This is a genomic window from Clostridium sp. HMP27, assembly GCF_000765165.1.
Taxonomy (GTDB): domain Bacteria; phylum Bacillota; class Clostridia; order Clostridiales; family Clostridiaceae; genus Clostridium_AK.
Genome location: NZ_JMFY01000001.1, coordinates 212,388 through 235,433, shown reverse-complemented (window position 1 = coordinate 235,433; position 23,046 = coordinate 212,388). Strand labels below are relative to the sequence as shown.

Genomic DNA, 23,046 nt, shown 5'->3' with positions numbered 1-23,046 from the left:
AAAGCGAGGTAATAAACTTGATAAACATAGGAAACTTTAACAAATTAAAAATTGTAAGAAGACCTGATTTTGGCTATTTCTTAGATGCAGGCACTGGAAAAACATCTGATGATATTTTGCTTCCAAATGGCAATGCTCTTAATATGGAACTTAACATAGGCGATGAGGTTGATGCATTCATTTATACAGACTCAAAAGATAGAGTTATTGCTACATTAAAAAAACCTCTAGCTGAGGTAGGTGAAATTGCTTACCTAAAGGTTGTTGCTAATACTCAAATAGGAAGCTTTATTGATATTGGATTGGAAAAAGATATTTTGGTTCCACTTAAAGAAAAACTTTATGGACTACAGACTGGTAAGAATTATTTATTTTATATATACTTAGATAAGACTAAAAGAATAGCAGCTACTACAGACATAGATAGATACTTACAAACTGAATCTCCATATAAAGTAGGAGATACTGTTAAAGGCACAGTTTATGGTTTTCAAACTAACCAAAGTGTTATGGTAGCCGTAGATAACTTATATCAAGGAGTAATTTTAAGGCATGAATATTTCACCGAAATAAATGCTGGTGATATATTAGATTTAAACGTAATAAAAATTTATGAAGACGGTAAACTAGGACTTACTCCAAGAAAACGTGCTAAGGAAGAAAGAACTGAGCTTCAAGACACTATATTAGAATATTTAAAATCTCATGATGGATTTATGACATTTAATGATAAAACCTCACCTGATGATATATCTAAAGCCTTTGGTGTGAGTAAGAATAACTTTAAAAATGCCCTAGGCGGACTTATGAGAAAAGGACTAATAACTCAAGATGAAAAGGGAACTTCACTTAAGTAAAATAAAAAAGGAAATTGCGCTGCAATTTCCTTTTTATCTATAGAACAATTCAATATTATCTAGTTTATATACTCAGAAAATATCTCATCATAAATCTTTCCGTTTTCCTTATCTACTCCATACCATCCCATAGTTGCAGTGTGAGTCTGCATATTTTCAAATACGTGTATCACATAAAAACTTCTTCCATCATGAGTACTGTCATGATCGTACTGATAAATCATATTTTGAGATGTACTTGGAAATTTACTTTTAACTATTTTAATTGCCCCTTCTACAGTAACTCCTTTTTGTGACTCTTGCTGCTTCTTAATTTCTTCTTGTTTTTTCTTTTCTATTTCAGCTTTTAAAGTTTGTCCCTCTTTACTCTCACTGTCAACTTTAAATACTTCTTGCAGATATTTATTTGCATCATCAAGCTTGTTTTCCTTTAATGCTTTATCTGCATTTTTTATATTTAACGTAGCATAATCTCTTTTGCACTCAAGAATCTTTGCCTGCGCATCCTGATACATTTTTTTATCTTCTTTGGTAACCTTATTAAACTTTTCTATTGCCTCCAGGTACTTCTTTTCACTCATAAGCTTTATTCCATCATTATAGATAATTCTTACTTCCTTTAAAGACTCGGCTACTTTGATGCTTCTTCTGACATTCTCATCATCTTTATAATTTAATGATTGCTGAAAAGCTGCTATAGCATCATCATATTTTCCTGCATCCATATAGCTATTAGCAGTTTTAATTAAATCATTGTACCCTTGATTCTTATTAAATTTATATATCCCAGTTCCTACTCCTGCCAAAATCAATAAAACTATAATTCCTAATATAACTTTAGATTTTAAACTATTTAATTTCATAAATTGCACCTCCTACATTGACTGTATAATACATATTATAATTTTATCATACAAAAATGAAATTGCGAAGAAATTTCCCTAAATGTAGTAACAAATTATTGAGCTTATTCATATACTATAATAACAATATATTACATAGTTCTGAACATTTTTTGTAAAGGAGGTATTATGGATAAATCCCTCTATACTCATTATATAGAAAATTTTACCATAAACTTATTGGATTGCAAATTTCTTGGCAAGGGACATAATGGGATAATTTATATGCTCCCTGAAGATAAAGTCATTAAAATTTGTTTCAATCCTGAAAGTTGTAAAAAAGAGTATGATATTTTAGAAAAGGTAAATGGCAACAAGTATTTTCCTAGAGTGTACGGTATGTCTGGAAATTATATGATAAGAGACTATATTGATGGAATACCCTTGAATAAATATATAAAGCGTTTTGGACTAAGTAAGGATCTGTCATTAAATCTCATAAATTTATTAGAGGAATTCAAGAAATTAGAATTTTCCAAACTTGATTTGCGTTGTAAAGACATAATAGTAAAACCTGATGGGGCAGTCATGGTCATAGATCCTAAAAAATTTTATTCAAAAAATAGAGATTTCCCAAGGCATTTAACAAAAGGACTTTACAAATTACATGTACTTAAATCCTTTATGAGAGATGTTAAAGAAGTACGACCAGATCTATATAATCAGTGGAATAAGAAAGTAAATGATTATATTAAAATAATAAAAAGGAAAGCACATAAATAATGCTTTCCTTTTTATTTATGTGCAATTTTTATATAAGATGTTAAATATTCATTAAAGGACTATTTCCTCTCCTCTTTTAGTTATTTCAACGACTTTCGTTTCATAATTTTTCACTTTAGAATCGAACTTCTTTATAACTTCATAATTTCTGCCAAAGTGCATAGGTATTAATATCTTTGGACTGAGCTCTTTTATAAAGTATTCTCCACCTAAATAATAGCTTTCTATAAGCCTTGGATCTACTGGAAAAAACACTATATCTACTTTATTATCTTTAATGCTTTCAATTTCTTGCTTAAATACTCTTTCTTGGTTTTCATTAAATTCCTCAGATTCATCGAACCAATGCCACCAATTTAAATCCCCCGCATGAAAAATATTTATATCATCCACTTTAAGCCAAAATGATACCCCTGCATCTGTAGATCCATAGGTTTTAATTAAAACTCCATCAATGTCTAAAGTTTCATAAGGTGATACTATATTTATATTTTGGTCTTTATCTTGTATCTCAATATCACTACTTAATATATACTTTATATCTTCCCTTTTCTTTCTCCAATCTAAAACACAAGGATTAAAGTGATCTTCATGTCCATGAGATATAAAAACTAATATTTTTTTATTAGTAAGTAACTCTTTTTCTGTAATGACACCATTAGCTATATCGTTTTGTCCTCCATCAACAGAATCCAAATAATAATCAAATACTAATAAATAATTTTCTGTTTCAATTAAAAATCCGCTATTAAAAAGATAGTTTACTTTTATATTATATCTTTCCATAGAAACTCCATCCTTCCTAATAAAAATTCATATTCATCGAGATATTTTCTTTTGCTTGTAACAAGGTTATAATGTTTTATATAACTATCATCCCAAAGGAGTGAATTATAATGAAATTTACATTCGACCACAATAATATCAACGTTTTAGATCTTGAAAAAAGTATTGATTTTTATAAAGAAGCATTAGGGTTTGAAGTAATGCGCACTAAAGAAGCAAGTGATGGAAGCTTTATATTAAAGTTTTTAGGCGACGGATTTACTTCTCACAGCTTAGAATTAACATGGCTTAAAGATAGAACTGAAGCCTATAATTTAGGAGAAAACGAGTTCCATCTTGCTGTTAGAGTTGATGATTTTGATGCAGCTTATGAACATCATAAAAAAACGGGATGCATTTGCTATGAAAACAAAGCAATGGGCATATACTTTATAATTGATCCAGATGGCTATTGGACAGAAATTCTTCCTAAAAAATAGTGATTATAAAAGGTTGCGGAGCAACCTTTTATATCTCTCTTTCTACAATTTTTATAATTTCATCCTTACTCATATGATCTACATCCATATTTTTTATAATCTCTATCAACTTGTCCTTTTTAGACACTTTAACTTCATACCCCTCTCCTATTTCTATCACTTGATTTGGTGCAATTATTTCTGAATCAATATTTTCGTTTTCAATGAGCTCTTTAAAACTAAACATACTTTCTGCATCTCCATGAACTAAAAACACCTTTTTAGGCTTTTTTACAAACCCTGTAATCCACTCGTAAAGACCATTTCTATCTGCATGTCCCGATAATCCATGTAAATTGTAAATTTTTGCATTTACTGCTATTTCGTCACCAAATACTCTAACCTTTTTAGCTCCATCAACTATTGTTCTACCTAAGGTTCCTTCTGCTTGGTATCCTACAAATACAATTGAACATTCCTTTCTCCATAGATTATGTTTTAAATGATGCTTTATTCTTCCAGCCTCGCACATACCACTTGCAGATATTATTACAGCTCCACTTTGAATTTTATTTAACTCAGATGACTCCTGCTGAGATTTTGTAAATACTAATCCTTTAAATTCTAAGGGATTATCTCCTCTTTCCAGATATTTTTTTGCTTCTTCATCATAATATTTTTCATGCCTTTTAAATATGCTGGTAGCTTCTGTAGCAAGTGGACTATCTACGTAAACCGTACAATTTTTTAATTCATTATTTTCCACATATTTATTTAACATATATAACACTTCTTGAGTCCTTCCAACAGCAAATGATGGTATGATTACATTGCCCCCTCTTTTTACAGTATCCTTTATAATAGATGCAAGGCTTTTCATATCCTCTTCCATTTTTGTATGAAATCTATCTCCATAGGTTGTTTCCATAATTACATAATCTGCATATTTAATTTTGGAAGGATCCTTTAATATAGGAAGTCCCTTATTTCCTATATCCCCACTATAAACAAGTCGTATTTCTTTATTATCTTCTTTTGCAATTAGTTCCACCATTGCAGAACCTAATAGATGTCCTGCATCCCTAAATATTATTTCAAGTCCATCAAATAACTGTATAAGACTATCATAGGGGTATCCCTTAAAAAAAGTTAAAGATTCTACAGCATCCTTACTAGTGTATAAGGGGTCAATAACTTTCAATCCTTGTCTTATTCTTTTTCTGTTTTTCCATTCCGCTTCAGCTTCCTGTATATATCCACTATCGGGAAGCATAACAGAGCATAAATCCTTTGTAGCATCTGTACATATAACCTGTCCCTTAAATCCACGTTTATAAAGTAATGGTATTCTTCCTGAATGATCTATATGTGCATGAGATAATATTACATAATCTACTTCATTTGCATTAAAGGGGAAGTACTCATTTTCTTTTTCAATAGATCCATTCCCTTGATATAGCCCTAAATCCAAAAGTATTAACTTGTTTTTAATCCTTAATATATGACATGAGCCAGTAACAGTTCTGGCTGCTCCATAAAATTGAATTTTCATATTGAGCACCTACTTTCTTAGCAAAATAAAAACATTATATATATAATATTAATTCACTAAGAAGTTTGTGTAAATACAAATGTATCATTTATTCAAAATTTTCATTCAATTCTTCAGATTGTTAATCGCATTTATTTAATTACTTAATAACGAAAAGCCTGGTAACTTACCAGGCCTTAACATAAATTTACATTGATCTTCCAGGAATTACTGCATCTAATATTCCAATTGCTAGTGCTGCAAGTAATGCACCTATCATAGATACTCTCATATTAGGAACTATAAACTGTGTTATATATATTATCACAGCTGCAATTAGAAATCCCTTTATACCTTTTCCAAAAGGTGATGCATCTACTCCCATAGCTCTTTCTACTCCCCAGTCTATTAATGTTATAACAACTGCTGCTATTATATAAGACCATAATCCTACGATACTAAATCCTGGAGTTAAAAATGATGCTATAGCTAATATAATAGCAGTAACTATGAGCCTTACTATTATACTCCCTGCACCTGAACGTGTATCTTCTCTTCTTCTTTCTTCATCTGCCATAAATTATTCACTCCCTCTAATTAAATGTTAATTTGATATATTATTAATTTGCCCATAAAGATGTTTTTTTATTATACTTACTTTTCCCTAAAATTTTTATTTTATCCTAAATTTATGAATATCAATAAATCTATTAAAAAGTTTTTAGAAAAACTTTGTTAAATAGTTGACAATATATTTTTTTTTTGATATTATAATACTAACAAAACAGAATAAACAAACAAAACAGAATAAACAGATAATTTAATACGATATATTATATTATACTTTAAAACTTGGGAGGAATTAATTATGAAAGAAGTAAAAGTGAGAGATTTAATAGGATCAGAATTAAAAAATGAGGATGCAATAATACTTAAGGGGTTAATAGCTGAAAACTTACAGAATAAAATAGTGCTTGATTTTGAAGATACTAAAACTATACCTGGAACATTCTTTGCTAGTCTTCTAACTGATTTAATCAGCACAAAAACTAGAGAGTATATTGCTTCCAATGTAGTTGTTAAGAATTTATCAAACGAAAGTGATTTTAAGAGAGTTCTTTTAGGTACATCAATGTGCTAATAGAAAAAATATTGGCAATACCTATAAATATATGTGCTGAATGTAGAAGGCATATGTGAAATTTTCATTATAAAATTTCACATATGCCTTTTTATACCACAAATCCAGAAGTAATCTCTTTGAGTTTCCTTGCCATTTCCGATGAATTTTCTGTAAAAGCTTCATATTTGTTTTCCCTTTAAATCAATTTATCTTCTTTGGCTTTTTCTACATCAAACCAAAACATAACCCCATCTTCTTCATTTATTACTCCATAATCGTTTTGATGTAGTTCTTGAATTCCCTTAACAATAGAGAGCCCAAGGCCCGATCCACCATAACTTCTAGTTCTAGCCTTATCTACCTTGTAAAAACTAGTCCAAATTTTATCTAATGACTCTTCCGGAATGCGTTTACCTGAATTATATACAAACACCCTTATCTTATCTCGGATAGATTTTACTTCAACTGAAATAATTTTTTTATCATCTACATGATTTACTGCATTATTAATATAATTTATAATTACCTGTTCAATTCTTACCATATCTCCATAGGCTACTATGTTCTCATCTTTTAATACCTGCACATTTACTTCTTTTTCTTCAAAAATAGCCTTGAATCTATTAAGCACTGATGTAATCATAGATGAAATATCAAATACATTTTTCTCCATTTCATAATATCCTGATTCAATTTGGGATAAATTCAACAGATCCTTTACCAGCTGATTCATCCTAGCTGATTCATTCATAATTACCTCACAATAAAACTCTTTACTTTCTTCATCCTCTATTACGTTGCTTTTTAATCCTTCTGCATATCCTTGAATTAGTGCAATCGGGGTTTTTAATTCATGAGATACATTAGAAACAAACTCCTTTCTCATTTCATCTATTTTTCTTTCTCTTTCTATATCCTCCATTAAGTTTTGGTTTCTTTTATTTAATTCTGATATTGTACTATCTAATTTATCTGATAAAAAATTTATATTTTTACTAAGCTCGCCTATCTCATCTTCACTTTCTATATTACTTAGTTCTGAAAAATTAAGCTTTGCCATATTTTCAGTGATTCTATTAAGTTCCAAAATAGGACTGGTAAATCTCTTAGAAAATAAATACGACCATATACTTCCGAATATTATTACAATAATACCTATAAACATCATAAATCTATTTGCAATAGATGCATTTTCCGTAATAGCTGGTAGAGAAGTTCTTGCAATTAAAAAATCTCCTGTATTTAACGTAGTTACCATGGTTAAAAAATCAATTTTTAACTCCATGTCCCTTTGAATTTGAAAATAGGTTTTCCGTCCTTGGTCTAAATTTTGTGAATCATTATAGCTATTTTCATTATCTTTATCTAAAATCCGTTTATTACTTTCTTTAGGAGATTCTCCTCCATCAAATCGTCTTTCATTTACTATTCTAGAAAATGTGCTATATTTAGGCTTTCCTTTACTATTAACAATTAACACGTTAGCCCCTGTAGCATTTTCAAATATTTCAAGTTCTAAAGTAATATCTACTGGATTTCCCTGATAGATTTCATTTATCTCAGTAATGCTTTTGATAAGCATATCTTTTTTTTGTGACATATAATATTTTTGTAAAAACTGTGTATTAAGAATCCAAAAAAGCAATACAAAAATTACAACAAATCCATTGGTTGCTATAAAGAGTTTATATCTTATAGATTTTTTCATTATTTCACCTCAAATTTGTAACCAAATCCTCTTACAGTTTGAACGTAATTTTCCTTTCCGCCAAGTTTAATTCTTAATCTATTAATATGGGTATCTACGGTTCTTAATCCTCCAAAGTAATCATATCCCCATACTTGATTGAGTATTTGCTCTCTACTAAGGGCCTTTCCCATATTTTCAACAAGATATAATAACATTTCATATTCCTTTGGACTTAAATCCACCTGATTTCCTTCAATAAATACGGTTCTAGCTTCTTCATCAACGATTAGTCCATCAAAAGATTTTATGCTATCTTTATTCCCTTCACTTCTTCTTAAAACTGCATTTACCCTTGCAACTAAAATATTAGGGCTAAATGGCTTAGTAACATATTCATCTACCCCAAGTTCAAACCCATAAAGTTCATCAAATTCTTCACTTCTTGCTGTAAGCATAATAATGGGCACCTTTGACACCTTTCTAACTTCTCTACATACTGTCCAACCATCATATCCAGGCATCATCACATCTAAAATCACAAGATTTATATCTTCATTTTCTAAAATCATTTCAAGTGCTTGCTTTCCGTCTCCTGCTTCAAGCGTTACATATCCTTCTTTTTTTAGAAAATCCTTCACTAACTTTCTTATAAGCATTTCATCATCTACAATTAATATTTTCTTTGCTGCCAAAATTTATCCCTCCAATAAAAACATATATATTTATCGTCTTTATTTTTTGAATTCCTATATTTTTCTATACTTTATTATACATTAACTTTGTTACAGCATTATAACAATTATGACCACTTGTATTAACTTCTTAATTTTCACAAAAAGACCCATGAAATAAATTCATGAGTCTTTCACACTTATCTATATATAATTTGAAGGGGGATTCAAACTATTCATTAAGTACTAGAGTTTATATTCTAATTTGCAGACTGGTTTCCAGTTGTGTTTGTATCCGTAGCTATTTTTTCTTTTTTATCTTTTACTCTTTCCATCTTAGGCATTGCAGCTTTAATTGCATCTACCTCTGTCTGTGTAAGCGTTCCATTATCCACTAGTTCTTTGAACATATCAATTCTTTCTGTACCCTTTTTACTTTCAAAATATGACTTTCGCTCATCTTCAGTCATATTTTTAACCTTTTCCATTTCAGCTTTCATTGTTTGGCTTTTTTCATTCATAAAGCTAATTATCTTATCTTCTTTGGCCTGTGTTATTTTACCTGATCCTACTAGGGCATCTAAAGTTGTTTTTAAGCCTTCAGAGTTGATTTTTATTTTATAACCAAATCCCTTTCCTGAATGCTTTTCTTGTGGGAATGAAGCTTTTATCTTATCAGCCTGATCCTGACTAATAACTGCATTATCTACTAATGTTTTGAAAATATCAGTTTTTTTTGTATCCTTTTGACTTTCAAAATATGCCTTACGTTCTTCCACAGTCATATTTTTAACCTTTTCCATCTCAGCTTTTCTTGCTTCTTTCTGTGCATTTATAAATTCAGTAATCTTATCTGATTGTTCTTTAGTAATTGTTCCTGATTCAACGAGGCTTTCTAACTTAGTCTTTATATTTTCACCAAAAACAACTTTTTTATTACCTGCTTTTCCTTGAGTTATAGTAAGCCTTCCATTACTTGCTACTGCGTCGTCACTTTTAGCTGAAGCGGATATTCCTGCTGATAAAGTTAACCCTGCTGCAATCAATCCTGTCATTACTTTTACAATTAATTTTTTATTTCTCATAATCTCATACCCCTTCCGGTTTTTAGTAGTTATTTTCTTTGATGTCTTTATTATATGGAAGTAATGACACATTTTTGTTACAGCTATTTATAGTTTTCGTTAAAAATGTAATTATTAATTTGGCAATTCAACAATAAAGGATGTATCAACATTGACATTGCTTCGTACATATATTTTCCCATGGTGCTTTTCTACAATTGATTTTGCAATTGCAAGTCCTAATCCATATCCACCACTTTCCCTAGCACGTGAAGGATCTACACGATAAAACCTTTCAAATATTTTATCAATGCTTTCCGCCGGAATACCCGATCCAATATTTCTTATTACGAGCTGTATGCTATTTTTTTCGTAATTTAGATATACAGAAATACTTCCATCTTTAGGGGTATTTTTCACCGCATTATCCATTAAAATAGTTACTAATCGCTGAATATCTTCCTTATTTCCATTTAAATATATATCTTCTTTAACCTTTGTTTTAAGTTCTATATCGCTTTCAAATATAAATGCTTCAAAGGATAGAAGAACGCCATCTAAGACTTTACTAAAATCGAATTTTTCAATATACGAAGGTTGTTCCAATGAATCTATTTTAGCTAAAGATAGCATATCATTTATTAGATTTGACATTCTCTCTGTTTGAGAGTGTATAAATCCAAGCCACTTTCCTTGAGATTTTACATCCATATCTTCATTTGCTGAAATTACAGATAAATTAGTTTTTATTATTGTAAGTGGAGTTTTAAGTTCATGTGATGCATCCTGAATAAATTGTTGTTGTTTTTCAAAGGCTTCCTTTATTGGCTTTATTGTACTGTTAGCTAAATGCACACTAATTAGATATAATAGGATAAGACTTGCCCCACCTGCAATAGTAAATATAATTAGAATATTTTTTAGACTTTCCTGTTGAGGACTTCTATCAACAAATACTACTTTTTTACCAAATGGGCCTTCTCCCTTAAGAAAAGAGTAATTAAAGTCTCCAGACTTAATCTTTGCAGACATCTTATTTGATTCCATTGCCTTGGAAACTAATTCTTTAATAGTATTCTCTTCCATAGTCACAAAAGAAAATGATTTAATTATGCTCCCACTACTATCCAAATCAACAACTAAACTAGTTGCCATTCTAGGTTCTCCTTTAAATGGCTTTGGAGGCTCATCCATAATTCTTCTAAGGGTAAAATTTATTTGACGCTCTCCGCTTACTGCAGTTAATATATAAATAACAGTAAAAATGGCTACAAAAACGAAGGACAGAAGAGACATATTTATAATCACAAATTTATGCTTTAACTCTTTAAACATATTTACTCCTCCAACTTATATCCTACACCTCTAATTGTAGATATTTTAGCTCGTGATCCTACATAGTTTAATTTCTTACGTATAAAAGATATATAAACTTCAATATTGTTATTTTCCACTTCAGATTCAAACCCCCATACCTTAGTTATAAGTTCTTCCTTATTGACAACTTTTTGGGGTCTTAGCAAGAAATATTTAAGTATTTCTATTTCTTTAAGTGCGAGTCTCACATTACCACTTTTGCTTTCTAATATATAAGTTGATAAATTAAGAGAAAAATCTAAAAAGCTTAGTATATTATCATTTATAATTTCTCCCTTTCTTCTACAAAGTGCCCTAAGCCTTGCTAAAAGTTCCTCTGGTTCAAAAGGTTTTGGAAGATAATCATCTGCACCAAGATCTAATCCCCTTACCTTATCAGATACTTGCCCTTTAGCAGTGAGTAAAATTACAGGTGTAGATATATTTTCTTCTCTTATTTTTTTTAATACTTCTAACCCATTTAGTTTCGGAATCATTATATCTAAAATTATTACATCGTAAATATCTGTTAAAGCATAATCAAGCCCATCTTCTCCATTAAAAACTGCATCAACTAAATATTTATTTTTCTTTAAAATTTGAGTTAAAGCTTCTGATAATTGCTTCTCATCTTCAACTAAAAGTAATTTCATAAATCTATCACACCTCTTATTTTTGAACTGTAAGCCAATTATAACATACAAACCTTAAAGTAAATTTAAATTTAATTATTGAGTAGAAATTCTAATAAGCGCAGATAAACCATCATACACCGAGTGTCCAATGGTTTATTTATTCCTAAACTTAACTTTAAGACATTTAACACTTAAATCTTAAACTGATTTATAGAGTTAATCATATCCTGTGCTTTCACATTTAAACTTTCTGATGATAATGCCACCTCTTGTGAAGAAGCACTTGATTCTTCAGCAGATGCTGAAATTTCTTCTGTAGCTGCTGAAATGTCTCCTGATTTTTGAATAGCGCCCTCAATATGATTTACTATTCTTGCTTTTTCTTCATCTATAGTATTGATATTACCAGCAATTATTCCGATTTGAGGAAAAACATTGTCTATATTAATCATTATATCTTTAAATGAGTCTAGTGACTTAGTAATAATATTCATTTCTTCATTTAACCTATTATTCATACTCTCAGAAATATCAGTCACTAATTCACTTTCTCTCGACACACTTTTTATTAAACTATTAATATTTGCAGAGGATTCTTTTGATTGTTCTGCTAACTTTCTAATTTCCTCTGCTACTACTGTAAACCCTCTACCAAACTCTCCTGCGCGAGCTGCCTCTATAGAGGCATTTAAAGCAATGAGATTAGTTTGATCTGCAATAATATTTATTAAGTTTGTAATTTCGTTTATTTGTAATAATTGCTTACTAAAACCTTTTATTTTTTCGCTTACATTATTAAAAGATAAAACAATTTCCTCTAATGCACCTTGCAAAACTTCAAGTCCCTGATTACTTACCTTAGCTTTAGAATTAATTAAATCTATTTTATTGTTAACTTCATCAACTGCTTGCGTTACCTCATGTATTTTATAACTAAAGCCGTTTAATGTGCCACTTATATGCTCAAACTCTTCTGCCTGATGAACTGCACTATTAGCTACTTCTTGAACAGAATTAGCAACATCTTCAGATGCTGATGTCATCTCTTCAGCCACAGCAGATAATTTTTCCGAATGTTCTACTACACTGTTTGAGGTATCCTTAACAAGCATCATAGAGCTTCGAAACTTACATGTTAAGTCATTTATAGACTCAGCAATTCCTTCAAATTCATCCTTACTTTTTATGCTTAAACCAATTGTTAAATCACCTTCTGATATCTTATTTAATGTACACTTAATCTTTTCAGCGTTTGAAGTTATTTTCTTAGAAAATAAGATACTAGTTAATATAGATAAAATTATAATAACTATTGATGCTACTACTATAGATATTAAAAGTCTTGTTCTAATATTTATAAATGTAGATACATCCTTATCAACACCAACAACTGCAATTATTTTACCAGCCGAATTTTTTATTGGTGCATAGGCTTGTACAAACACTCCATATGTGTCCGTAATGGGCTTTTTAGTATGAACCGTTTGTCCATCAAGAGCACTCTGTATTTCTTCTACTAAATCATATTTCTCTCCAAGTTTACTCGGATTAACTAGAGAGCCATCCACTACAAAGTATGCATTATTACTTTCTCCTTTGGCCATGGTATACACATACTTTATATCCTCATCATTCTTAAACCTTATCAATCCGTCCTGAATTTCTTTATATTCGGGAATACTCATTGATTTATCATTAATTACCTTTTCCAGTTTATCCCCATTAATAACTTTAGCAGCTTCGATAACAGAATTTTTAGCATCATCTTGTAACTTAGAAAATTCCATTTTAAAAATGACTGTATTCAAAATTATTAACATAATCATAGAACTAATTGATATTGCCCCTATTACTTTTAGAATCTTCACTCCAAGTTTATTCATTGCCGCTTGCCCCCCGCTTTAATGCTTTTTATTCTTCTTCAATTACATTTATACTTATTAATTGCTACATAGCAATTGTATACATTAGGTACTATTCACTTAATATTTAATAGTTTATAAGAAATTATGCTAAAATTTAGTAAGACAAGTCTATCACACAAATATTATATTAAAATAAATTATTTCTTAAGTAATTCTTAAGTTATATTTTTTCTACATTTTTCTTCTTTATTCGATTTATATTTTACATAATCGTCATGAGAAACTAGAACTTTAGCACTTTTTAATTTAGAAATCTGCTTTATTTAAAAATCCCCTCTCCCATATTTATCAACTTTTACCGTTACATTGACCTGTATATTTGATTCTGAAATTATTTTATTCCAATCATTTCCCATTCTTCTTCCATATTTAGCCGCTGCTACTCTTCCAAGGTCAAGACAATCTATCTTAAGTTGATTCTTCATTTTATCTATAAATTCACTACACTCTTTTTCTACTTGCTTTTTCATAGTATTCTCAAACTCTTTTCTAGAATTAGAACTTTCTAGCAGATTATTATATAGTGTATTAGAGACAACTTCCCCCTTTAGGTTTAAATCAATAATAAAATTATATTTATCATCTTCCTTAAAGCATCTAACTTTCTTCTTTGTTTTTGCAGAAATATCTATGTATTCTTTTGAATTTTCTTGTAATGTGATTATTCCCTTAACCTTATTGTATTTAAGTATGTTCAGTATTCTTGAGTCTTTCATATCGATTTTTGATGACATTTTATCTCCATTAAATAAGGCTTCTCCAGTAATCACAATACCTTCTTTTGTAAGCTCAATATAAGGAAGCACAACACTTCTTCCCTCAGAGCCCATCCTAACAAAAGTATTCACTGCATCAAATTCATCCGGGAAGAAATTTGATCCTCTTTGATTTATAATCATCCCCTCAACAAAGTCTGCTGAGCTTGCATATCCTGGTATACTATATTTGAGTATGTCTTTACTACTATTTCTGCAAATTACAAATATACCTGTATTATTAACACGTGGATTTTTAAAAATTATGTCAATACTAGAGGCAATGCCATGTATTGCGTAATTTTCATTTAATATGTAAACTTTCTCCAGGCCTGAAATACCCATCTTATCTGCAAGTTGCTGTCTGCTTTCTCTTGCCGCTGCAATAGTCTCTCCCTTTGAAGTTATTACTTTGCTTGAACGCCTTTTTTCTTGAAACACATATATGCTTCTTGTAATTATATATGTATAATCATTCTCAACTGTCTTTTCAAGATCAGCACCCAATGCAACTTCCACATCCATCTGTTCAGCTGGCTCAACTTCTGATATTACTATAAATAAGCACACTAAACTAATAATTAATAAAATATGAAATACCTTTTTAATTCTAGTTAGTTTCATCTTTGACACCCTTCTTTATAAATATAAAAAATGCTACTGTTGTTATATAAATTAAATTAAATGTAGTTATCTTACCTATTATCATACTTATTACTTTATTCCTAACTGTAGATTCTCCAATTGTTAAAGTAATTGATACAATTATTAAATATAAAACACCTATTATATTTTTTCTTTTTACTTTCTTGAATATATTCCCACATATAAATGCGGAAGCAAAATAATAATTTGTTGAACTTTTCAAAGCTACAAAAATCCAGAAAAATGCAAATATAACTCTGAAATTATTAATAACAGTTAGTTTTAAGCTTTCACTTGCAGTGATCAATGGCCAATATGACTTTTCTACAATATCTGCACTCAAGTAATATATTGTTACTGCTGTAGTTAAGGTATAGATTATTACCGCAATACTTGTGGCTTTTGCTATTTCTTTGCCCATCTTTGAGTTATTTTTCACATATGGATATATGATAAATAATATCTCCAGCCCCGAGTATGAAAATACTGCATCTTTCGAACTTTTTACTATATTTATAATCCCTGCATTAAATACAGGCATTAAGTTCAAGTAGCTTCCTTTCTTTAATGCTGCAAATGTTTCTAGCAACAAAATCATAGTTACATAAAAAGCTACAGTATTTACCCTGCCTACTGCTTTTAATCCCCTATAGGCAGTAACTGCAGACATCAAAGTTGTTATACCTATAATCCTTAAAGGAGTTAAAAATGCTGTAGCATACACTCGATATATAATACTAAACTCTGATATAACAAAACATGTATTCAAGATAAAAAAAACCAGAAAAAGTATATTAAGTAATGTTCCTATTACCTTCCCCATATACCTTTTGCTTAAGTCTAAAATATTCTCCGATGGATGCTTTTTAATCATATATATCCCTATGCTACCTACATATACTGGATATATTCCACCCAAAGCTGCACTTATCCAAGCATCCTCATGGACACTTTTTACTAGGGTATTAGATAAACTAAAAATTCCAATACCAACCATAGTGCCAACTAAAATATACATTGCTTCTGAAGGTACAAGGAGGTTATTTTGTTCTCTATTCACTAATAATCCCCTCTTCCTTGTCTTTCAATTTTTGCATTAACATCTACCTTTATATTTGAATTTGCTACTTCTTCATTCCAATCAGTTCCCGTATCTCTTCCATACTTAGCCGCTGCTATTCTCCCTAATTCTAAAAAATCTATCTTATATTCTTCCTGCATTAATTTTAAGAATTTGTTACATCTTTCTTCAATCTGTCTCTCTATTTCTTTTTCAAGTTTGCTTTTCGCCTCTTCATTTTCAAATGCCTTTCTATTTAGTTCATTTGCGATAATTTCTCCCTTTAGCTTCAGGCTAATATTAAAATTGTATTTCCCATTTTGTCTTTCACACTTTACTTTTCTTTTACACTCTGCATAATAGTCAGCATACTCCTTTGAATTTTTCTTTACTGTTATTACACCTTTTCCGCTGCCATCACTTAACATATTTAATATCTTAGTATCGTCTATTCCAATTTTTCCTATCATTTTATCACTCTTAAACAAGGCTAGCCCTTCTATTTTAAGACCTTCGTTTGTCAGAACAAGATATGGAACAGTAAAATTTCGACCTTCAGAATCAAGGCGCACAAAAATGTCAATTATTTTATAGTTATTAGTAAAAAAATTAAATGCTTTGGAATTTTTAATCATGCCTTCTATATAATCTGCAGAACTAGGATATCCATCAATTGGATATTCTAGTATAGTTTTCGCATCTCCTCTACACACGGCAACCAAAGCAGTATCATTGGCATTAGGGTTATTAAAAAGTATATCTAACAAGTTTCTTATTCCCTCTTTTGCATATTCTTCACTTATTATATCTGTCTTTTCAAGACCAATAAGAAATTTTTTATCTATCTCCAACTGCCTGTTTTGTCTGCTTTGTCCAATAGATTCCTTGCTTCCAGTAGTTACCCTACTCATTATTTTTTCTTCTTCAAAGACATATGAACTTATGGAAATTTTATAGGATATATTATCGGATCCCTTTTTTTCTATATCAATCCCAACACCAGCTGGTATACTTAAATCTTCAGCTGCCTCCCTTTGTGGTTCACCTCCAATAGTTGTAAATAAAATAAACATTAGAATTGAACAAAAAATAATTATCTTATTCATGAGCTTTTTCCTTCTTAAAATGAATTATAAAAACCATTAGTAATATGTATAAAACATTAAATATTGATATAATACTAGCTAGTGGATATGTAATCTCCCTTCTATGTATCTCTTCACTTAGTAACATAGAAATGTAGAGCATTATAGGCACTGATAAAAAATAAAATACATTTCTCTTGAGCTTTTTTAATAAATCTTTTAAAATTAATTCACAAGCATAATAACTTACAGCAACAGCTGTAAGTGATACAAATATCCACAAAAACATCAAAATAAATCTAAAGTTGTTTATTATCGGAAGTCTTAGACTTTCAATAATATATAAAGAAGACCATATAGCTTTGGGTATAAACGTATGCCCAAGATAAAATATTGTTGCAAATGTTACCCAAGTATAGCTTAAGCATATTAACACAGACGATCGTATGCAAGCAGTTTTTAGTTTATTTTTATCATTAATATACGGATACAGTATCAAAACAATTTCAATGCCTGAATATGCGTAAATTCCACCCTTTGTGCCTTTTAAAATATTTATAAAACCACTTCCAAATACAGGCATCACATTTAAAATGCTGCCTTTTACTAGTGCAATTATTCCAATGGATATTGATAAGATTATATTATAAAATACAATTTCACTTATTCTTCCGATGGCTTTTAATCCTTTATAAGAACACAAAGCAGCTATAACAATATATAGAAACATAACACGAAAACTTGATAAAAAATCAACAATATATACTCTTAAAAAGTTGCTTATACCTGATACTTCTGAAACTATATAAACTACGTAAATAAATAATTGTACTATATTGAGAATACTTCCAAAGAACTTTCCAAAAAACTTTCGATTTAAAATTAAAATATTCTCATTAGGATAATTATGTGCTATATATAAGGCACCAATAATTATATAGAAAAGATATATTCCTCCTAAAAGCACAGATATCCATCCATCCTGTTTCGCCGCACCGACAACATCGTTAGGAAGACTTAATATTGATATAGTTATACAACTAAAAATCATAATCTTTGAAAATTGGTTGTAGGTTAGAAGATTATTCTCCACTTTGTTCATTTTTGTTTCTCCTTGGTATATCCCATTTATCCCTAAAATCTGTCTGCCTTACAGAGTCTTCGTTTGGTATTGATTCTGGTCTTTTATTCATCATCCACAATGGAGCTCTTAACAATGTATCCTTGATATCATTTTTCTTAAAGGATAAGTAAGGCACGCCGAAACTATCAGTAGAACATAAGCTAGTAATAATAAAATACCATCCAATTCCTATACCAAAAATCCCAAGAAAGTTTGCAAGTATAAGCATTGGAAACCTAAGTACTCTAATGGATAGGGACATGTCATAGTTTGGTATCAAAAAAGCTGCTACTACTGTTATTCCTATGATAAACAATGTAGTTGGACTAACAATCTTAGATTCCACTGCGGTATCACCAATTATAATACCACCTACAACGCTTAAGGTCTGACCTATTTTAGAAGGCAGTCTTAATCCTCCCTCTCTTAAAAATTCTACTATTATCTCCATACACAATATCTCCAAAAAAGGAGTTAGTGCGATACCTATTCTAGATTGTATTATTGGTGTAATAAACTTAATTGGAATAAGTTCTGCATTAAACTTTATCAAAGTTAAATATATGGACGGAACTGTTATCACTATAAAAACTGCTAAAAATCTTAATATCCTTGTAAAATTGGCTAAGATTGTTCTCTCATTATAATCTTCTACTGTTTGAAAAAACTCTAGAAAATTACAAGGAACTAGCATGACATGCGGAGTTCCTGATATAATTATAGCTATTTTCCCTTCTACTAAATTATCTATTACTACATCAGGTTTTTCTGTTCCTCTAGATTGAGGAAATAAGAAAAAAGTATAATCTTCAATATATTGATTTAGTGTACCTGATGCCATAATTACATCTACATCTATACTATTTATTTTTTCTCTTAAATTGCTTACAATATCCATATCTACAATGTCTTTTATATATAATACTGCAATGTCAGTTTGTGATCGCCTCCCAACTATAAAGTTTTCTATAGTAAGATTTGTATCTTTCAGCAATCTTTTTAGTAATAATATGTTAGTTTCTAAATCTTCAATAAATCCTTCCCTATTTCCTCTTATTACGGTTTCATTTTCAGGCTCAGTAATATTACGTGACTTCCCTCCAGAAGTGTCTAGTAAAATAGCCTCTTCTATTCCATCTATTATTACAGCAGTTTTACCCCTTTTTATCACATTTGCAATATTATCAAGATTACTTTCTACCCAACTATTACTTATTAGAATATATCTTTTAATTAAATAATCACAGATATCTGGGCGCTCCAATCTTTCATTCACGTCAATCATTAATGGTCTAAGTATATTATTCTCTATGCTATCCTTGTTAGCTAATCCATCTAAATATATTACTGCAGCATTAATAGGTTTACCTTTCCCTAAGTAAAAATTTCTTACTATTATTTGGTTTTGACTTCCTAATGCCTTCGATACTTCTTCTATATTTTGATGCAAATTCATACTATTCATATACTCACCACAATTCCTATATAATGACATTGTTTTATTTTTAGTAATTTAAACCTGTATTATTCACTATAATCAATATTTGATTTTTTAAGCAAAAGAAAAACAGTCCTTTCTTAAAGACTGTTTTTTCTATATATCTACTCATTTATATCTTTAAATAAATTTTGAGCAATTTTCACTGCTTCTTGTGCATCCTTTGCATAGTAATCTGCCTTTATCATATCTGCATATTCTTGATTTAATACTGCCCCTCCAACAAAAACTTTACATTTCACCTTATTTTCTCTAAGGCTCTTTATTGTGTCTTCCATGCTCTTAACAGTAGTTGTCATAAGAGCACTTAATCCAACTAACTTTATATTTTCCTTTTTTGCCGTTTCCACTATATTAGCTATAGGTACATCTTTCCCTAAATCTATAATGTCAAATCCATAGTTTTCAAGAATAATCTTTACAATGTTCTTGCCAATATCATGAATATCTCCCTTTACTGTGGCTAAAATTATCTTTCCTTTAGAAACCTGCTTTTCTTCTTCTAAGTTCATATTTTCTTTTATAACAATAAATGCACTTTTCACAGTTTCAGCAGATTGAATAAGCTGTGGAAGAAATATTTCTCCTCTTTCATACTTTCTACCCACTACATCTAATGCTGGAATTAAGTATTCATCAACTATAGTTAAACCATCCTTAACCACTAATAGCTCCCTTGTAATTTGTGATGCATCTTCTTTTAAGCCTTTTATTATTATTTCTTTTAAATCTCTATTATTATTTGCCTTAGGAAGTTCCTTTACATCAATATCTGAATATGTATTTACATATTCCTTTGCTTCCTTATCTATATTAGCTAATACCTTAAAGGCTTTTATAACATCCATTACTTCCTTATTTCCTGGATTTAATATTGGAGCATCTAATCCTGCAGCTAGCGTCATTGAAAGAAAAGTTTGATTTAAAATTTCCCTTTTAGGAAGTCCAAAAGATACATTACTTACTCCAAGTACCGTACTTACTCCAAGCTGTTTCTTTACCATTCTTACAGCCTTTACTGTCTCTATAACCTCTTTTTGCTGAGCTGAAGCTGTGAGAACTAAGCAATCTATTAAAATATCTTCTTTATTTATGCCGTATTCTTTAGCAGTATTTATAATTTTTTCTGCAATCTTAACCCTTTCCTCCGCCTTAGCTGGTATGCCACTTTCATCAAGAGTAAGTCCTACTATGCAAGCACCATATTTCTTAGCAATAGGGAAAATTTTCCTCATAACTTGCTCTTTGCCGTTAACTGAATTTATGATAGGTTTACCATTGTAAATTCTTGCAGCAGCTTCTATAACTTTTGCATCCGAACTATCTATTTGAAGTGGAACATTTAATATTGATTGTATTTCCTTAATGGTCCTTACCATCATTTCCTTTTCATCTATTTCTGGCAGCCCTACATTTACATCTAATACATCTGCTCCTGACTCTACTTGATTTATAGCTTCAGTTAATATGTAATCTATATTATTGGCTTTCAATGCATCCTTGAACTTCTTCTTTCCCGTTGGATTGATTCTCTCTCCTATAATCTTTACTTCTTCACCTAATATTACACTTTTGCTAGATGAACATATTGCTGTGAGTCTTTTATTATTTAATTTAAATGGTTTTAGATCCTTTATACTATCAACAACCACTCTTATATATTTATCAGTTGTACCACAGCAACCACCTAAAATACATACTCCTTTTTGAGCCATTAGCTTCACATATATTCCGAAATATTCCGGAGTAATATCATATATAGTTTTATCATCTTCTACTCTAGGAAGGCCTGCATTGGCTTGAACTATAACAGGAGTTGATGAATACTCTAATATATTTTCTACTATAGGCATTAGTTCCTTAGGTCCAAGAGAGCAATTTACTCCTAGAGCATCTACTCCTAGGCCTTCTAAAAGAGTTACCATAGTAAGAGGATCTGTTCCTGTAAAAGTTCTCCCATCTTCTCCAAAAGTCATAGTACAAAACACCGGTAATCTGCTATTTTCTTTTGCTGCTAATACTGCTGCTTTAGCTTCGTAAAGATCAGAAATTGTTTCTATTAAAATCAGATCACATCCTGCTTTAACTCCGGCCTCTATCTGTCTTTTAAAAATTTCATAAGCGCTTTGAAATTTTAATACTCCTATAGGTTCAAGCATCTGACCAATAGGTCCAATATCTAATGCTATATATTTTCCATCATTAGTTTTTCTAGCTTCTTTAGCAATCTCTACTGCTTTTGTTATTATTTCTTCTACAGAGTAACCTGTATCCTTAAGCTTTAACTCATTAGCTCCAAATGTATTAGTAGTAATTATATCCGAACCTGCTTCTATATATTTTTCATGAACTTCTTTAATTATTTCAGGGTGTATAATATTATACATCTCCGGAATTTCTCCAGCTATAAGTCCTCTACTTTGGAGCATTGTTCCCATAGCTCCATCGAAAAATATAAATTGCTTTGCTAAAATATCCTTAATCTCCACAGTCATTACCCCTTTTTCTATATTGACATTCTATAAAATTATTGCATTTCTTACATTCAGAATGCTGAGCTTTGATGTTCTTATCCTGAAATCCTATTACTGCACTTACTGATTTTCTTGGTATTAAAATATAATTTTCAGTTACTGTAAGCCCTATGTTTTTTTGTGTATCTAAAGCACTTATTATTTGGGGTTGAATATCTATTAAAAAATCTCCATATCCAGGGCTATATCTATAGGTAATGTCTAGTGTTTTACTTCGAGCTTCCTTTTGTATCTCCTTTTGAGCCTCATCACAAATCCATTCTACGCATACAGATGCACATGCATCTAATATTAGTGCTCTAGTCATGCTTACTTTTTCATAATACCTTATTTTAGTATCCATATTGCTTCCAAGGGTTGCTGCCATAACAGCGCACATAGATGACTCCTTAAGATGTTCCAATATATCTTTTCCTTTGAACACCAAATTGCTTTCTAATAATCTTACTTGTTCCCTACTTTTCTCAATATCAAATATTTTATATGTGTATTTACAATTTGAAATTTCTTTTACTTCATTTATGCATTCGTCTATTAACAAATTTATATTCGTATCAATAACTCCATTTTTATATCCAAGATATCTTAGGACTTCTTTTTTATCTATATGCATCCTTATCCCCCT

At 30.2% G+C, this 23,046-nt stretch carries 21 protein-coding genes; 4 read left to right on the top strand and 17 right to left on the bottom strand.

The genetic code is table 11. The annotated features are described in order from the left end of the window. Nucleotides 1–17: 17 nt before the first annotated feature. Nucleotides 18–857 carry a S1-like domain-containing RNA-binding protein gene (locus DP68_RS01095; RefSeq protein WP_035304912.1) on the top strand — a complete coding sequence of 280 codons (840 nt, stop codon included), beginning with the start codon at nt 18–20 and terminating at the stop codon, nt 855–857. Between the two features lie 59 nt (nt 858–916). On the opposite strand, the gene DP68_RS01090 is transcribed toward DP68_RS01095, so the two are convergent. Next, complete coding sequence (locus DP68_RS01090) at nt 917–1,720, bottom strand: hypothetical protein (protein WP_052085572.1); 804 nt, start codon at nt 1,718–1,720, stop codon at nt 917–919. Between the two features lie 168 nt (nt 1,721–1,888). On the opposite strand from DP68_RS01090, the gene DP68_RS01085 reads away from it, so the two are divergent. After that, on the top strand, nt 1,889–2,482 hold the full coding sequence (locus DP68_RS01085; RefSeq protein ID WP_035304911.1) for a protein kinase: 594 nt from the start codon (nt 1,889–1,891) through the stop codon (nt 2,480–2,482). A gap of 51 nt (nt 2,483–2,533) precedes the next feature. Here the strand turns inward: DP68_RS01085 and DP68_RS01080 are convergent, their stop codons facing one another. Continuing rightward, nucleotides 2,534–3,268: an MBL fold metallo-hydrolase gene (locus DP68_RS01080; RefSeq protein WP_035304909.1), complete on the bottom strand. Its 735-nt coding sequence runs from the start codon at nt 3,266–3,268 to the stop codon at nt 2,534–2,536. 110 nt (nt 3,269–3,378) lie between these two features. On the opposite strand from DP68_RS01080, the gene DP68_RS01075 reads away from it, so the two are divergent. Further along, nucleotides 3,379–3,747, top strand: coding sequence for a VOC family protein (locus DP68_RS01075; protein ID WP_291546801.1), 369 nt, complete (start codon nt 3,379–3,381; stop codon nt 3,745–3,747). 28 nt (nt 3,748–3,775) lie between these two features. On the opposite strand, the gene DP68_RS01070 is transcribed toward DP68_RS01075, so the two are convergent. After that, a complete protein-coding gene (locus tag DP68_RS01070; RefSeq protein WP_035304907.1) occupies nt 3,776–5,278 on the bottom strand; it encodes an MBL fold metallo-hydrolase in 1,503 nt (500 codons plus the stop codon). Nucleotides 5,279–5,465: 187 nt separating this feature from the next. After that, nucleotides 5,466–5,834: a phage holin family protein gene (locus DP68_RS01065; protein ID WP_035304906.1), complete on the bottom strand. Its 369-nt coding sequence runs from the start codon at nt 5,832–5,834 to the stop codon at nt 5,466–5,468. A gap of 291 nt (nt 5,835–6,125) precedes the next feature. Between DP68_RS01065 and DP68_RS01060 the strand changes: the two genes are divergently transcribed. Next, nucleotides 6,126–6,398 (top strand): DUF4325 domain-containing protein, encoded by a 273-nt coding sequence (locus DP68_RS01060; RefSeq protein ID WP_035304905.1) that lies wholly within the window; start codon nt 6,126–6,128, stop codon nt 6,396–6,398. Nucleotides 6,399–6,576: 178 nt separating this feature from the next. Here the strand turns inward: DP68_RS01060 and DP68_RS01055 are convergent, their stop codons facing one another. The 13 genes from DP68_RS01055 to DP68_RS00995 all read right to left on the bottom strand — a co-directional run bounded on the left by DP68_RS01055 (nt 6,577) and on the right by DP68_RS00995 (nt 23,034). After that, complete coding sequence (locus DP68_RS01055; RefSeq protein WP_035304904.1) at nt 6,577–8,088, bottom strand: HAMP domain-containing sensor histidine kinase; 1,512 nt, start codon at nt 8,086–8,088, stop codon at nt 6,577–6,579. Continuing rightward, nucleotides 8,088–8,762 carry a response regulator transcription factor gene (locus tag DP68_RS01050; RefSeq protein WP_035304902.1) on the bottom strand — a complete coding sequence of 225 codons (675 nt, stop codon included), beginning with the start codon at nt 8,760–8,762 and terminating at the stop codon, nt 8,088–8,090. Before DP68_RS01050 ends, DP68_RS01055 begins: the two co-directional genes overlap by 1 nt. A 239-nt stretch (nt 8,763–9,001) precedes the next feature. Further along, entirely contained in the window at nt 9,002–9,826 is an 825-nt protein-coding gene (locus tag DP68_RS18760) for a hypothetical protein (RefSeq protein ID WP_052085571.1), read from the bottom strand. A gap of 114 nt (nt 9,827–9,940) precedes the next feature. Next, nucleotides 9,941–11,140 (bottom strand): HAMP domain-containing sensor histidine kinase, encoded by a 1,200-nt coding sequence (locus tag DP68_RS01040; protein ID WP_035304900.1) that lies wholly within the window; start codon nt 11,138–11,140, stop codon nt 9,941–9,943. 2 nt (nt 11,141–11,142) lie between these two features. Then, nucleotides 11,143–11,814 carry a response regulator transcription factor gene (locus DP68_RS01035; RefSeq protein ID WP_035304898.1) on the bottom strand — a complete coding sequence of 224 codons (672 nt, stop codon included), beginning with the start codon at nt 11,812–11,814 and terminating at the stop codon, nt 11,143–11,145. 173 nt (nt 11,815–11,987) lie between these two features. Beyond that, nucleotides 11,988–13,679, bottom strand: coding sequence for a methyl-accepting chemotaxis protein (locus DP68_RS01030; RefSeq protein WP_035304896.1), 1,692 nt, complete (start codon nt 13,677–13,679; stop codon nt 11,988–11,990). A gap of 305 nt (nt 13,680–13,984) precedes the next feature. Next, entirely contained in the window at nt 13,985–15,100 is a 1,116-nt protein-coding gene (locus DP68_RS01025; protein WP_035304895.1) for a Ger(x)C family spore germination protein, read from the bottom strand. After that, nucleotides 15,087–16,181: a GerAB/ArcD/ProY family transporter gene (locus DP68_RS01020; protein WP_035304893.1), complete on the bottom strand. Its 1,095-nt coding sequence runs from the start codon at nt 16,179–16,181 to the stop codon at nt 15,087–15,089. Before DP68_RS01020 ends, DP68_RS01025 begins: the two co-directional genes overlap by 14 nt. Continuing rightward, nucleotides 16,181–17,287 (bottom strand): Ger(x)C family spore germination protein, encoded by a 1,107-nt coding sequence (locus DP68_RS01015; RefSeq protein ID WP_035304891.1) that lies wholly within the window; start codon nt 17,285–17,287, stop codon nt 16,181–16,183. Before DP68_RS01015 ends, DP68_RS01020 begins: the two co-directional genes overlap by 1 nt. Beyond that, nucleotides 17,280–18,368 (bottom strand): GerAB/ArcD/ProY family transporter, encoded by a 1,089-nt coding sequence (locus tag DP68_RS01010; protein WP_035304889.1) that lies wholly within the window; start codon nt 18,366–18,368, stop codon nt 17,280–17,282. The genes DP68_RS01015 and DP68_RS01010 overlap by 8 nt, the downstream gene beginning before the upstream one ends. Beyond that, on the bottom strand, nt 18,349–19,854 hold the full coding sequence (locus tag DP68_RS01005; RefSeq protein WP_035304887.1) for a spore germination protein: 1,506 nt from the start codon (nt 19,852–19,854) through the stop codon (nt 18,349–18,351). Before DP68_RS01005 ends, DP68_RS01010 begins: the two co-directional genes overlap by 20 nt. 137 nt (nt 19,855–19,991) lie before the next feature. Then, nucleotides 19,992–22,376, bottom strand: a complete 2,385-nt coding sequence (locus DP68_RS01000) for a homocysteine S-methyltransferase family protein (protein WP_035304885.1) — start codon at nt 22,374–22,376, stop codon at nt 19,992–19,994. Beyond that, nucleotides 22,366–23,034, bottom strand: coding sequence for a vitamin B12 dependent-methionine synthase activation domain-containing protein (locus DP68_RS00995; protein ID WP_035304883.1), 669 nt, complete (start codon nt 23,032–23,034; stop codon nt 22,366–22,368). The genes DP68_RS01000 and DP68_RS00995 overlap by 11 nt, the downstream gene beginning before the upstream one ends. Between the last annotated feature and the right edge of the window lie 12 nt (nt 23,035–23,046).